Raw genomic sequence first — 13,456 nt, forward strand, 5'->3', positions numbered from 1 at the left:
CACGCCTTGAATAATTGCATTAGCAGCAGAAGCAGCAGAAGATAAACCACGCGCTTTAAGAATCGTAGCACCACGTTGCTGAACAGTACTAACAAAGGTATCTTTTAGCCATGCCTCATCATTGATAACGGTTGCTGCAGGTAAACCATTAATTTTTGCATTATAAAAATCCGGGTACTGCGTGGAAGAATGGTTGCCCCAAATCGTCATTTGACTGACTTGAGTAATATCCACGCCTGCTTTTTTGGCAAGTTGGGTGCGTGCACGTAATTCGTCCAGCGTTGTCATTGCGTAAAATCTATCGTTAGGTATATCCCTTGCATGATGCATAGCAATCAGGCAATTCGTGTTACAAGGGTTACCAACAACAAAAACACGCACATCATCCGCCGCATAGTCATTAATGGCCTGACCTTGTTTCGTAAAAATGCCACCATTAATTTTTAATAAATCAGAACGCTCCATTCCTTGCTTACGTGGTACTGAACCAACCAGTAAAGCCCAGTTAACACTTTGCATAGCTTCATTTAAATCAGAAGTACAGACAATACGTTTCAACAAAGGAAAGGCACAATCATCCAACTCCATAGCAACGCCTTCCAGAGCTGGTAAAGCCTGCTCCAGTTCGAGTAAATGCAATTCTATGTCAGTGTGAGGACCAAACATTTGACCGGAGGCAATTCGAAACAGCAAAGCATAACCGATTTGCCCTGCAGCTCCTGTTACAGCAACTCTAACTCGATTGTTCATGATTTTTTCCTCGTTCAACCATTGTTTTACTAATAAAAGCGCCGCAATGCTACGCGCTTCAGAAAAATCAGGCCGCGCCAATAATTCTTTCCAGGCGCTTAAGGGCCATTCTACTACCACTGGTGGTTCAGGCTCGTCGCCAGGCAAAGGAGCCGTATATAACTCACGCGCAACAACCAGCTCAAGCCGCGCCCCAAAATAGCCTGGCGCTAGCGTCATTGATTTAAGCCAGTCCAATTGTCTTGCTCCCATACCAACTTCTTCGCGTAATTCGCGATTAGCTGCATCGATGGAAGACTCCCCCTTTTCAATTAAGCCTTTAGGAAAGGCTAATTCATAAGAATCCGTACCTGCAGCATATTCCTGTACTAATAACAAGGATTCTCCTGGTGTAATCGCTACAACCAACACCGCTCCATGGCCATGACTACGTATACGTTCATACACTCGTTTTACGCCATTAGCAAAACGAAGATGCATTTGCTCGATAGTAAACAGCGATGACTTAGCAATCACTGCTCTCTTTGTACAAACTGGTTTTTCCCGCATTCTCACCTATTACCTTTAGCAAGCTATCCAAGCGTTAATTGTCTAAATTCACTGCAAGAATCAAAAGCTCAGGATTTTTGTGGTAAAATTTCCGTCATGATACTATTGCCTTTCTCAACAAGCCAGTCTGATTTTTAAAACAATGTTGCCTACCTCTTTGTATATCCATATTCCCTGGTGTATCCGTAAATGTCCTTATTGTGATTTTAACTCTCATAAAAGTCCTACATCGTTACCCGAAGAATCTTATGTAAAGGCTTTAATTGCTGATTTTAAAGCTGATCTTAACTATTTTCCTGCACGGGAAATTCATAGCATTTTTATTGGAGGTGGAACACCAAGCTTATTTTCCGCCCAAGCCTATGATTTTTTATTTAACCAATTACAGCAATTAGTGAGATTCTCTAAGGATATTGAAATTACTCTTGAAGCCAATCCTGGGACGGTAGAACAGCAACGATTTAATGACTATCGTCAATTAGGTATAAATCGATTATCGCTGGGAATCCAAAGTTTCAATCCATCTCATCTACAGGCGTTAGGGGCGAATTCATGATGCTCAGCAAGCCCATAAAGCCATCGAAGCAGCGCGCCAGGCAGGCTTTGATAATATCAACATTGATATCATGTACAGCTTACCCAGGCAATCTGTTGCTGAAGGATTAGACGATTTACATAAAGCACTTGCTTATCAACCCGAGCATTTGTCGTGGTATCAGTTGACTATTGAACCGAATACTGTTTTCTATAAGAAGCGTCCTCCTTTACCTAATGAGGAAGAGGCCTGTACGCTGGAAGAACAAGGATTAGCATTATTGGCTACCAACCATTTTAAACGCTATGAAATTTCGGCTTTTTGCCAACAAGAAAAATTTGCCAAACATAATTTAAATTACTGGCTTTTTGGGGATTATTATGGCATCGGTGCTGGCGCACATGGAAAAATCTCGCTAGGCCAAGAAATTTATCGTACCAGAAAACAAAGACAGCCCACAGATTATCTAGCCTTAGATAAAGCCTTTCTGGTTGAGCGAGAATTAGTCACACCTGATTCCTTGTTGTTCGAATTTATGCTCAATACCACTCGAGTAGAAGAAGCTATTCCTCAGAGTCTCTTTAGTGAGCGGACCGGACTTCCTTTTAACCACTTACATCCCTTTTTAGTCCATGCAGCCAGCAAAGGACTTGTCACCATGAATGAACATTTTTTGGCAAGTTACCCCATTGGGACGCCGTTATACTAATGATTTACAAGCCTTATTCCTGCCTGACTAGCGAATCAGGCCAAAAAGGACTTGTTAAAGTCAGGTCTTTAATCCACGTATTACAAACGGGCTTAATCCAGGGAAAATATTTTTGCAATCAATGTGCTCAATACATAAACATATTTTCGACCTCTAATATACTTTCTTTATTATTTCACTCTTTAAGCTGTCATAATAACTTCACAAGTATATAGCTTTCCTCGATAATAATGAGTCTTTCTTTGCTAGGAGGCACCATGTTAAGCGCCCTGCTATTTATTTTTGTCGTTGTTATTGGCTATTTATCTGGCTCAGTATGTTCTGCAGTCATTGTCAGTCGTCTCTTTGCTCTCCCTGATCCTCGTATTACAGGTTCACAAAATCCAGGAGCAACCAACGTGTTACGCCTGGCTGGAAAAAATATGCAGTTATTGTTTTGCTAGCGGACATGCTGAAAGGCCTTCTGCCAGTGGTATTGGCCAAAGCATTGGGAGCAGGACCAGCAACTATCAGTTTTACCTGTTTCGCTGCCGTAATGGGTCATATGTACCCAGTATTTTTTGACTTTCAAGGCGGAAAAGGAGTTGCAACTGCGCTCGGAGCCTTGCTGGGGTTCCATTTTATTCTAGGAGTCATGGTTATTGCCACCTGGCTTCTGATTGCCAACTTCAGCCGTTACTCTTCCCTCGCCTCCATTGCTTCAATAGCCCTTGCACCAGTTTACGCAATAATGACTATCAGCGGAATGGAGACGTTACCTCCGCTGCTCTTTATCGCCATGTTTGTGCTTTATAAACACCGTGACAATATTACCCGCCTCATCGATGGCGAAGAACCAAAAATTCGTTTTGAAAGTCGCTCATTGAATGAAGAAATCAGCGCCACCTTCAAAGAACAAGTCGAAGAAGAGAAATTGGAGCGAGCTGAAGAATTGGAGCACAATAAAGAAATAAAACAGATGCAAGCAAGCCTCCAATATGAGGCCCAAATCACGTCCGAAGAAGCCTCTTCTAAAAAGCCCTCAGCGCCTAAAAGCCCGAAAAAGAGAACAACTGCAGCCCCAAAAACAAGCAAAACGGCTAAAACAACGAAAAACAGCCACACCTAAAAAGCCTAAGAGTTAACTCCCCTCTTCGCTTACTCCGCTCTTTTAACGCAGTTTAAAAGAGCGTGAGAAATCAAAATCATTCGCCTTGGCAGCAACTTATTTTTCAGTCAAAGGCCAACGAGCTTTTACATCGATGGCCTGGCTACTATCCCTTTCACCACGGACTAAATGCAAATACCCGGCATAAGCCACCATAGCGCCATTGTCGGTACAATATTCTGTACGGGGAAAATAAACCTCTCCCTGCAATCCTTCCATCAATGCTTTTAACGCGGCTCTCAATGCCCGATTAGCACCCACTCCGCCAGCAACCACCAAACGGCGACTCGCAGTCTGTTGCAAAGCACGCTTGCATTTAATTAATAATGTTTCTACCACTGCCTGTTGAAAGGCTTTTGCTACCAAGACCCTGGCATTATCATCTTTGGCACTATTGTTCCAAGTTGTCAGTGCATGCGTTTTAAGGCCACTAAAACTAAAATCCAGGCCAGGCCTATCCGTCATAGGACGTGGAAAAGCTGGCAATGAATGGACCGTTTCAGGTACTACTTGATCAGCCAATCCTGCCAAAATAGCTCCTCCCGGGTAAGGAATTCCCATTAGTTTTGCCGTTTTATCGAAGGCTTCTCCAACAGCATCATCAACCGTATCCCCCAGTAAATGATAATCACCCAAACCTCGCGCCTCTATTAATTGGGTATGCCCACCTGAAACCAACAACACTAAAAAAGGAAAATCAAGCAGCGGGGAATCAAGTTGCGCAGCCAATAAATGCGCCTCGAGATGATGAATTGCCAAAGCAGGCTTTTTAAGGCCCCATGCTAAACTCTTGGCAAAACAAGCACCTGTTAACAAGGCGCCAATTAGGCCAGGTCCCGCCGTATATGCAATAGCATCAATAGCAGTTTTATTTAGATTCGCCTGCTGCAAAACCTCATTAACCAATGGCACTAAATATTTGACATGATCTCGTGAGGCCAATTCCGGTACAACACCACCGTAACTTTGGTGGGTTGCAATTTGAGAGTGAAGTGCATGCGCCACCAAGCCTTTTTCAGAATCATAAATCGCCACGCCCGTTTCATCACAGGATGACTCAATTCCCAATACTCGCATCAACACCTCTATAAATTCAAACCATCCCCATCAATTATACGGAAAGATAGAAACTAACGCCAAAAGCAAATATAATCCCCTCTGCTATCGACAAATAGATTCAGACCAAGAAATACCGCATAAACAATCGGCGAAAGAAGTTTTTAGCGCCATTATAAGCGAATTCATCAATAACTCTGCAAATCTAAATGACAATAAACTTGACGATTGCATTAACTGGCACTAGAATTGCCAGCCTATTGTGTTCAATTAAATCAGAGGACTAAATTAATGCCTACCGTTCGTGTGAAAGAAGGCGAAAATCCTGAATACGCACTACGTCGTTTCAAGCGCTCTTGTGAAAAAGCTGGAATTCTTACTGAGTTACGTCGTCGCGAGTTTTATGAAAAACCTACTGCTGAGCGTAAACGCAAGCAGGCTGCTGCAGTCAAACGTCATCTTAAGAAAATTTCTCGTGATACGTCTGCTCGTCGTAACGTTAAGCATAGACGCAAGTAATTATGACTATTAAAGACCGCCTTAGTAACGATCTGAAAGACGCCATGCGTGCCAGAGATAAAAAGACGCTGGATACTTTGCGTCTGGTTACTGCTGCAGTCAAGCAAGTTGAAGTTGATGAGCGAATTGTTGTTGATGAAGAGCGGATGCTTGTCATCCTCGATAAACTTGCCAAGCAACGCAAAGAATCAATTGCTCAATTCCAAGCTGCGGGACGCGATGATTTGGTCGCGCAGGAACAATTTGAATTGGATCTTATCAGTCAATATTTACCTGAACCCTTGTCTGAAGCCGATATTGAAGCGCTTATCACCCAAGCCTTTGCCGATGTAGGGGCTGAAAAAATGAGTGATATGGGTAAAGTAATGGCACAGCTTAAACCGCAGTTGCAAGGGCGGGCTGATATGAGCAAGGTCAGTGCGATGATAAAGGCTAGATTGAGTTAGCCTGTCATCATGTCTGGCTTAATCCCGCAGCCATTCATTGACGAACTCCTCCATCGAACAGATATTGTCGAGTTAATTGATGGTTATGTGCCGCTCAAAAAGAGCGGTAATAGTTTTGTAGCCTGTTGCCCTTTTCATAGCGAAAAAACCCCTTCTTTCAATGTTGTTGCGAAAAAACAGTTTTATCACTGCTTTGGTTGCGGTGCGAGTGGTAATGCCATTAGCTTTGTGATGAGCTATCTCAATCAAGGCTTCACTATCGCCGTTGAAACCTTAGCTGCACGGCTAGGTATGCAAGTACCACGAGAAGGCGACCCTGAAAAAATCAACAATCGCTGAGCCTCTATCAATTATTAAATCAAGTGAATCAATTTTATCAAAAAACTCTGAAAAATCAGGGCAACGTTGCAATTGATTATCTGCGCCAGCGAGGGCTTAGTGGCGAAATAGCTAAATTATACCAATTAGGCTATGCGCCTCCTGGATGGCAAACCTTGGAAACCCACTTTAGAAGCAACAAAACCGAACTGATTACCACCGGCATGCTGATTAAAAAGGAAGATGGCAAAACCTATGATCGTTATCGTCATCGCATTATGTTTCCCATTCATGATCGACATGGCCGGATTATTGGTTTTGGTGGGCGCGCAATTGACGCCAATCAAAAACCTAAATACTTAAATTCACCCGAAACAACCATTTTTCAGAAAAGTCGCGAGCTCTATGGCTTACATCAAATCCTGCAACAGCAAGCTACGATCGACGCTATCCTGGTTGTTGAAGGCTATATGGATGTGATCGCCCTCGCCCAACATGGCATAACGAATGCAGTTGCTGCCTTGGGTACAGCAACCAGTACTTACCATATCCAACTCTTGAGCAAACATACAAAACAACTTATTTTTTGTTTTGACGGTGATACAGCGGGTCGACAAGCCGCATGGCGAGCCTTGGAAAGTTGCTTACCACAATTAAATAATGGACTCGATGCCAGTTTTATTTTTTGCCCGAAGGCCAAGATCCCGATAGTCTGGTTCGTGCAGAAGGTCAACATGCATTTATGGCACGGCTGGGACAAGCAACGCCTTTAAACCGCTTTTTTCTTGATACCATCGCTGCTGCTATTGACACCAACAGTGCTGCTGGCAAAAGTCAGTTAATCAATGCCGCCAAACCTTATCTGCTCAAAATGCAAGATGGCCCTTATAAGCAATTATTAGTGGATGAAATAGCACGCATGACTCGTATCGAAAATCATCGCATTAGCCAGCTTCTTCAGGATCATGGCAATGAAAAATAAGCGATACCAAGACAATTACCCGTTCTCCTCTTCGTCTTGCAATTGCCCTTCTTATCCAGCACCCTGAGATTTTCGCCGCTTGCCAATCCCAAATAACCTTTGAATGGGTTGACAGCAAAGAACAGGAAATTCTACAAAAATTGCTCCATCATATTGCGCAATATCCCGAAAGCAATACGGCTTCTCTTATAGAATTATGGCGTGATACCGCTTTTTTTGAGCCACTCAGCAAATTAGCCGCTTGGGAACACCAAGTACCTGAACAGGCTTTGACGAAAGAATTTATTGATATTATTTTATTCTTACAAAAACAGAATTTAGAAAATAAAATTAACCAATACATTGCAAAATCCAGAAATCAGGGCTTAACTATTTCTGAGAGGTTAGCATTACAAGAGATGCTGCAACAACGGCATCAAACAGCCCATGACAAAAATTAACGCAGAATATACTGGCATGTTTGTCCTCTGGGGTTTATAATCAAAACCTTTTTGTAATCACTCACCCGATAAGTGCCTATGACCATGAATGACCAAGAACAACAGCGCTCGCAAATCACTAAAGTCATCAGCTTAGGTAGAGAGCAGAATTACCTAACTTATGCCCAGATCAACGATCTGCTACCGAATATAGTTGATACTGAACACTTTGATGTCATCATCTCTATGTTGGAAGGCATGAATATTAAAGTATTCGAACTCCCTCCCAGCGATGATGAGCTGGCGCTGCTGGGTAATACTGAGGAAATACCTGAAGATGTCGAAGAAGCTGCAGCTGTTCTTGCTTCTGTGGATAAAGAAACAGGGCGGACTACTGATCCCGTACGGATGTATATGCGTGAAATGGGTACTGTCGAGCTCTTGACCCGCGAAGGTGAAATACGGATTGCTAAGCGCATTGAAGAAGGCATCTATCAAGTCTTAAAATCATTGGCACATTATCCAGAAACGATACAATTAGTACTTGAAGATTATGATCGGGTTCTGACTGAAGAAATACGTCTTAGTGAAATCATCAGTGGCTTTGCTGATGAAGAAGACGAAGCGCCAGCAGCCAATATCGGCTCTATGCTCGACGAATCGCAACAAGAAGACATGATTGTTGATGAGGTCGATGAAGAGGATGAAGAAGGCGAAGGCGGCATAGCAGAAGCCGACGATGGTCCTAATCCAGAGCAAGCCAAAATTTATTTTGATGAATTACGTGAGAATTTTGATAAGGCTATAGTGGCTCTGCAAGCCAACGGCCGTACAGCCAAAAAACCGTAGAAATGCTGGATCTGATGTCAGACTCGTTCTTGAAATTAAAGTTAACTTCAAGACAAGTTGATCGATTAACCCGTCATTTCCGTCAATTACGTAATCATATTCGTGAGTTTGAACGCAATATCATGCGGCTTTGTATTGAAAAAGCGCGGATTCCTCGCAAGCTCTTTATTGACTCGTTCCCTGGCCAAGAAACAGATATGGATTGGCTTGAGTCATTGGTTAGCAAGCAAGCTAAAAAGCTGGATATGGAACGCATCGAAGAATATAGCGAAGAGATCAAACGATTACAATCAAGATTGATTGCCTTTGAAGAAGAATATGGTTTAACGATTGCTGAAATTAAAGATATTAACCGTAAGATGTCTATTGGCGAAGCAAAAGCTCGCCGTGCTAAAAAAGAAATGGTAGAAGCCAACTTACGCTTAGTTATTTCAATTGCCAAGAAATACACCAACCGCGGCTTGCAATTCCTTGATTTGATTCAAGAAGGCAACATTGGCTTAATGAAAGCAGTCGATAAATTCGAATACCGCCGTGGCTATAAGTTCTCAACCTACGCCACTTGGTGGATTCGCCAGGCAATCACACGCTCCATTGCGGATCAGGCACGTACGATTCGTATTCCGGTGCATATGATTGAGACGATCAATAAACTCAATCGCATTTCGCGTCAGATTTTGCAGGAAACAGGACGCGAAGCAACACCCGAAGAGCTGGCAGAAAAAATGGATCTGAGCGAAGACAAAATACATAAAGTATTAAAAATCGCGAAAGAACCTATTTCCATGGAAACCCCTGTTGGTGACGATGATGATTCGCATTTAGGTGATTTTATTGAAGATAATAATATTGAATCACCTATTGATTGCGCAACTGCAGAAGGTTTACGTGAAGCGACACTAGAAATCCTGGAGACACTGACTCCACGTGAAGCCAAAGTGTTGCGGATGCGTTTTGGTATCGAGATGAATACCGACCACACCTTGGAAGAAGTTGGTAAACAATTTGACGTAACCCGCGAGCGGATCCGCCAGATTGAAGCAAAAGCCTTACGTAAATTGCGTCATCCCTCCCGCTCAGAGAAGCTCCGTAGCTTCCTCGAGGGTGATGAGATCTAATTTAGCCTGTTGTTGAGGAAGACGCTTGTTTTCCTCAACAACAGGCTAAAAAAATAAAATTCTTGTGGTATTAAAACGTTATTACCATTACAATGGCAACTCTTCGGGCCCATAGCTCAGTTGGTTAGAGCAGCGGACTCATAATCCGTTGGTCCTAGGTTCAAGTCCTAGTGGGCCCACCAATTAAATCAAGCAGTTACGAGTTGTTTTAGGAAACGCTAGAAAATCATGTAGACGTAATGTAGACGGATAGAAAGCCAAAGTAAATTGAAATTATGTAATTTTTAACTACTGGCTTTACAAGGAAAGTCTATGCCATGGAGCTCAGCACATACCAAATGGCTGGTGGATACCGGCGAACGATTAAAAACTTCCGATGGTAAAGAGGTTTCTGTTTGGGAGTTTCAATATCAAGATGATGCCACAATACTCTCAGCTTGGGCAAAACATTTTCGAAATCATTATTGCTTTGATCATGAAATTGATACTTGGCGTAGAGGCTTCCAATACTCCCGCTCCGAATACCTTACAAACATAAAATTTCCTGACGAAAAAATCAAACCAGGCCCAAGCGTTCGTGCTGGTGATTTCGGTGAAATCTTGGTAGCTGATTTTCTTGAATATCTACTCAACTACTGGGTTCCCCGCACTCGCTATAGAGATAAGACCATCCGAAATGAATCTATAAAAGGTAGTGATGTCATCGGTTTTCACTTCATAAATGATACCAAAGCTTCTTTGGAGGATAGCCTTGCAATTTTTGAAGTCAAAACACAGTTTTCAGGAAATAAAGCCAAAGCACGACTTCAAGACGCAATTAATGGTTCAGCAAAAGATATTGCTAGAAAAGCTGAGTCTTTAAATGCAATCAAACAAAGATTATATGCTTCTAATGAATCTGAGAATGCTAAAAAGATTGATCGCTTCCAAAACGAAGTAGACTATCCCTATAAGGAAGTCTATGGTGCCGTAGCACTTTTTGAAAATAAACTGTTCGACAGTACGTTGATGTCTTCGACCGTCTCTGCCGCCCACCCCTATTCCAATGCTCTTAAATTGATTGTGATAAAAGGGATTGATATGATGTCGCTCGTCCACAATCTATACAGGAAAGCGGCGGATGAGGCCTGAACAGAAGTCCAAACAACTGCTTAGCGTCACCCGCTCAAAAGCCAAGATGTTGGAATATAGCATTCCTGAAGAACATCACATCCAAATCACACAAGATCCCTCTAAACTATTCACCCTCTCGATTGGTTTACTAGGCGACCTTGCCGCCTCTATTAATGGAAAGAAATCTGATTCTACTACTCTCCTGGAGTTACGAAAAAATTTACTTTTCTCTACAAATTTTTTGATTCATATCTACAATCAAAGCTGAATGAAACACTTGCTCCATATTTTATCCTTCTTGGGTCTGCGTCTTATTACCTTTGTAACCTGCCTGGAAGCGCATCACTGTTAGCAAATCGTCTTAGTAGACACAGCCTGAATTTAGGCGCCGAAGGTTTAGAGAATCTATTACTATGGTTGTTACAAGCAAACCTAACGCTCTATTTAAGCGACACAAATAGTCCCTTCAGCAAACACATTGATAGTATTTTACGTGGGTTTGTCCAGTTTTTTAAAAATGGTACTGGCGAAGAAAATCTTATTGACCTGAGTGTAAAATTAAGAGAAGCAGTCTATAAGTTCGGCACTCCGAGACAGCTTCTATTCGGTGATGTTATCGGAGCAGTGATCAGGACCAAAATTGAAAATTCAACTTGGAAGTCTTTACCACTATATTCTACATTGCCTATTGAGAGCTGGCTCCCCACTTTACAGAAAGAATCATTTATCAAAGAATTATGGCCTGCACAGCATCTTTTGGGTAAAGCTAATGTTTTCAAGGGTGAATCTGCCATCGTTCAAATGCCTACTAGCGCAGGAAAAACAAAAGCAATTGAACTAATTCTACGCAGCTCTTTTCTATCAAACCGTGTCACCCTAGCAATAATTATTGCCCCGTTTAGGGCATTATGCCATGAAATAAAAAACAGTCTTACTGAAGCCTTCTATAATGAGAATATCAAAATTGATGAGCTTTCTGATACCCCCCAAACGGACTTTGAAATAGCTGAGCTTCTAGAGCACCAACAAATCCTAGTCATAACCCCGGAGAAATTTCTATATGTCCTTCGGCATTCACCGGAGTTAGCATCTGTTGTTGGCCTATTAGTTTTTGATGAAGGACATCAATTTGATAGTGGTACTCGAGGAATTACATACGAATTGCTTCTAACATCATTGCGATTCATGATTAATGAAGGAACACAGAAAGTACTGATATCAGCAGTTATAAGCAATGCGGAAGCAGTTGGCAAATGGCTAAATCTAAATAATGAGCCTAATATAGTGGAAGGGAATACGCTAAATCCAACTTTTAAATCGGTAGGATTCGCAAGCTGGCTCGATCAGTTAGGAAGAATTGAATATGTTGACATTGGAAATATAGACCAACCTGAGTTTTTTGTCCCCAGAGTTATTGAGAGATTAAATCTTGAGAAAAAGAGCAAAGAAAGAATAGATCGCTTCTTTCCAGAAAAAAATGGACAGGATATTGCACTTTATCTCGGTCTAAAACTTGCTCACAACGGAAGCATTGCTATATTTTGCGGAAAAAATCAACGGCAACGAGTATTTGCGAAAGAGCTGTAGAATGCATTAAACGTAATATTCCTCTTCCAACACCATTAGAATTTTCAAACCAAGAAGAAGTTAAACTTCTTTATAACCTTTATGTTAAAAATATTGGGAGTGAAGCACCTGCAACCATAAGTGCCAAGCACGGCATCTTTACTCATCATAACAACACACCGCATGGTATTCGCCTCTCCGTAGAACATGCCATGCGTAAAAACTTAGTCAGATTTGTTATCTGTACATCCACTTTAGCACAAGGTGTAAATCTTCCAATTCGTTATCTGATTATCACCAGCGTTTACCAGGGTATGGAGCGAATTAAAATTCGAGATTTTCATAATCTGATTGGGCGTGCTGGACGCGCTGGCATGCATACTGAAGGCAGTATTCTATTCACAGATCCCACGGTATATGACAAAAACTAAGTAGCAGGGAAAACTGGCGATGGAACATAGTTAAGGAGCTCCTTGACCCTACCAAATCAGAGGAGTGCATAAGCAGTCTATCTAAATTAATTCCATTGACTATCCATAATGATAGGAGTAAATCAAAGGACAAAAATGATCACTCATTAACGTGGGACATTCTATCTTTTGCCAAAGCTCATATTAAAGGATGGAATTCCCTAAATGAAGTTATCATGAAAATTGAAAAATCGCATAAAGCCAAGGGATTTACAGCGGACATATTGAGACCTCAATTCGAGTTTTTCAGTATAATGTTGTCCTCTATCGAAGGATTTCTACTTTCTAACTGGGATGTAACTGATAATGGACTGTCAGAGGTTGAAATTTTAGATCTTGCCCAACAAACATTAGCTTACTCTTTAGCCGAAGATAAACAACGAAAGCAGATCCAAGAATTATTTAAGATTCTGGCTAAAAATATATCAATAAATATTACAGATATAAATCGCAGAAAGGCATTCGGTAGAACGCTTTATGGTGTTAATGATGCTCAAGCAATTGAGGAGTGGATACAATTACATCGCAAAAAACTCATTTCAATCAATGAAGATGAGATTATTGACCTCATTTGGCCATTATTAACCCAGCATATCCATCACAAAGCTTTTAATAATTTTGATAAGCAAGATGTATTGATTAAAATTGCTAAGCGGTGGATTCTAGGAGACTCTTTTGACGAACTTTTCAAAATTTCTAAAAACCAAGGATGCAAGCTTGGCAGAGGGGATAGGCCTAGAAAAATTAAAATTGAAAATATTATCGATATTTGTGAGGGTGGATTCGCCTACGATGGAGCCCTAGTTATAAATGCGCTTTGTGAGTTTACTGCGGCTTTAGATGAGCCAGTGAACAAGGATGTCATAAGAAGACTACAACTTTTCCAAAAGCGTATCAAATATGGCCTACC

9 protein-coding genes, 1 tRNA gene and 5 pseudogenes are annotated in these 13,456 nt (G+C 41.6%); 12 read left to right on the top strand and 3 right to left on the bottom strand.

All coding sequences use genetic code 11. The features are described from left to right. Positions 1-750 (bottom strand): malate dehydrogenase (locus BN58_RS32105; protein ID WP_232220886.1); only part of this gene is annotated, 750 nt, incomplete at its 3' end. Between the two features lie 18 nt (positions 751-768). Further along, positions 769-1,299 (bottom strand): annotated as a pseudogene (gene nudE, locus BN58_RS32110) (ADP compounds hydrolase NudE); the annotation flags it as partial. A 142-nt stretch (positions 1,300-1,441) separates the two neighbouring features. Between nudE and hemW the strand changes: the two are divergent. After that, positions 1,442-2,574 (top strand): annotated as a pseudogene (gene hemW, locus BN58_RS27655) (radical SAM family heme chaperone HemW). Between the two features lie 226 nt (positions 2,575-2,800). Then, positions 2,801-3,651 (top strand): annotated as a pseudogene (gene plsY, locus BN58_RS27660) (glycerol-3-phosphate 1-O-acyltransferase PlsY). A gap of 96 nt (positions 3,652-3,747) precedes the next feature. Here plsY and tsaD read toward each other — a convergent pair. Then, on the bottom strand, positions 3,748-4,767 hold the full coding sequence (gene tsaD, locus BN58_RS20100) for a tRNA (adenosine(37)-N6)-threonylcarbamoyltransferase complex transferase subunit TsaD (protein WP_019218380.1): 1,020 nt from the start codon (positions 4,765-4,767) through the stop codon (positions 3,748-3,750). Positions 4,768-5,037: 270 nt separating this feature from the next. Between tsaD and rpsU the strand changes: the two genes are divergently transcribed. The 10 genes and pseudogenes from rpsU to BN58_RS32130 form a co-directional block, all read left to right on the top strand. After that, positions 5,038-5,265 (top strand): 30S ribosomal protein S21, encoded by a 228-nt coding sequence (rpsU, locus tag BN58_RS20105; protein ID WP_026069641.1) that lies wholly within the window; start codon positions 5,038-5,040, stop codon positions 5,263-5,265. A gap of 2 nt (positions 5,266-5,267) precedes the next feature. Further along, a complete protein-coding gene (locus BN58_RS20110; protein ID WP_019218382.1) occupies positions 5,268-5,711 on the top strand; it encodes a GatB/YqeY domain-containing protein in 444 nt (147 codons plus the stop codon). A gap of 9 nt (positions 5,712-5,720) precedes the next feature. Beyond that, positions 5,721-7,451 (top strand): annotated as a pseudogene (dnaG, locus tag BN58_RS27665) (DNA primase). Between the two features lie 78 nt (positions 7,452-7,529). Continuing rightward, positions 7,530-9,397 (top strand): annotated as a pseudogene (gene rpoD, locus BN58_RS27670) (RNA polymerase sigma factor RpoD). A gap of 105 nt (positions 9,398-9,502) precedes the next feature. Next, positions 9,503-9,579, top strand: a tRNA-Ile gene (locus BN58_RS20125). Between the two features lie 130 nt (positions 9,580-9,709). Further along, complete coding sequence (locus BN58_RS20130; RefSeq protein ID WP_019218383.1) at positions 9,710-10,528, top strand: Hachiman antiphage defense system protein HamA; 819 nt, start codon at positions 9,710-9,712, stop codon at positions 10,526-10,528. Continuing rightward, positions 10,518-10,778: a hypothetical protein gene (locus BN58_RS32115; RefSeq protein ID WP_198009988.1), complete on the top strand. Its 261-nt coding sequence runs from the start codon at positions 10,518-10,520 to the stop codon at positions 10,776-10,778. Before BN58_RS20130 ends, BN58_RS32115 begins: the two co-directional genes overlap by 11 nt. A gap of 149 nt (positions 10,779-10,927) precedes the next feature. Next, positions 10,928-12,097, top strand: a complete 1,170-nt coding sequence (locus BN58_RS32120; protein ID WP_198009989.1) for a DEAD/DEAH box helicase — start codon at positions 10,928-10,930, stop codon at positions 12,095-12,097. Then, entirely contained in the window at positions 12,052-12,507 is a 456-nt protein-coding gene (locus tag BN58_RS32125) for a helicase-related protein (RefSeq protein ID WP_198009990.1), read from the top strand. Before BN58_RS32120 ends, BN58_RS32125 begins: the two co-directional genes overlap by 46 nt. A gap of 215 nt (positions 12,508-12,722) precedes the next feature. Next, on the top strand, positions 12,723-13,456 hold a 734-nt coding region (locus tag BN58_RS32130), incomplete at its 3' end, for a hypothetical protein (RefSeq protein WP_198009991.1).

Source organism: Legionella tunisiensis, from assembly GCF_000308315.1.
Taxonomy (GTDB): Bacteria; Pseudomonadota; Gammaproteobacteria; order Legionellales; family Legionellaceae; genus Tatlockia; species Tatlockia tunisiensis.

Coding starts and splice junctions, on each gene's coding strand:
- tsaD (WP_019218380.1), bottom strand. CDS start 4,767: ATGCGAGTATTGGGAATTGAGTCATCCTGTGATGAAACGGGCGTGGCG.
- rpsU (WP_026069641.1), top strand. CDS start 5,038: ATGCCTACCGTTCGTGTGAAAGAAGGCGAAAATCCTGAATACGCACTA.
- BN58_RS20110 (WP_019218382.1), top strand. CDS start 5,268: ATGACTATTAAAGACCGCCTTAGTAACGATCTGAAAGACGCCATGCGT.
- BN58_RS20130 (WP_019218383.1), top strand. CDS start 9,710: ATGCCATGGAGCTCAGCACATACCAAATGGCTGGTGGATACCGGCGAA.
- BN58_RS32115 (WP_198009988.1), top strand. CDS start 10,518: ATGAGGCCTGAACAGAAGTCCAAACAACTGCTTAGCGTCACCCGCTCA.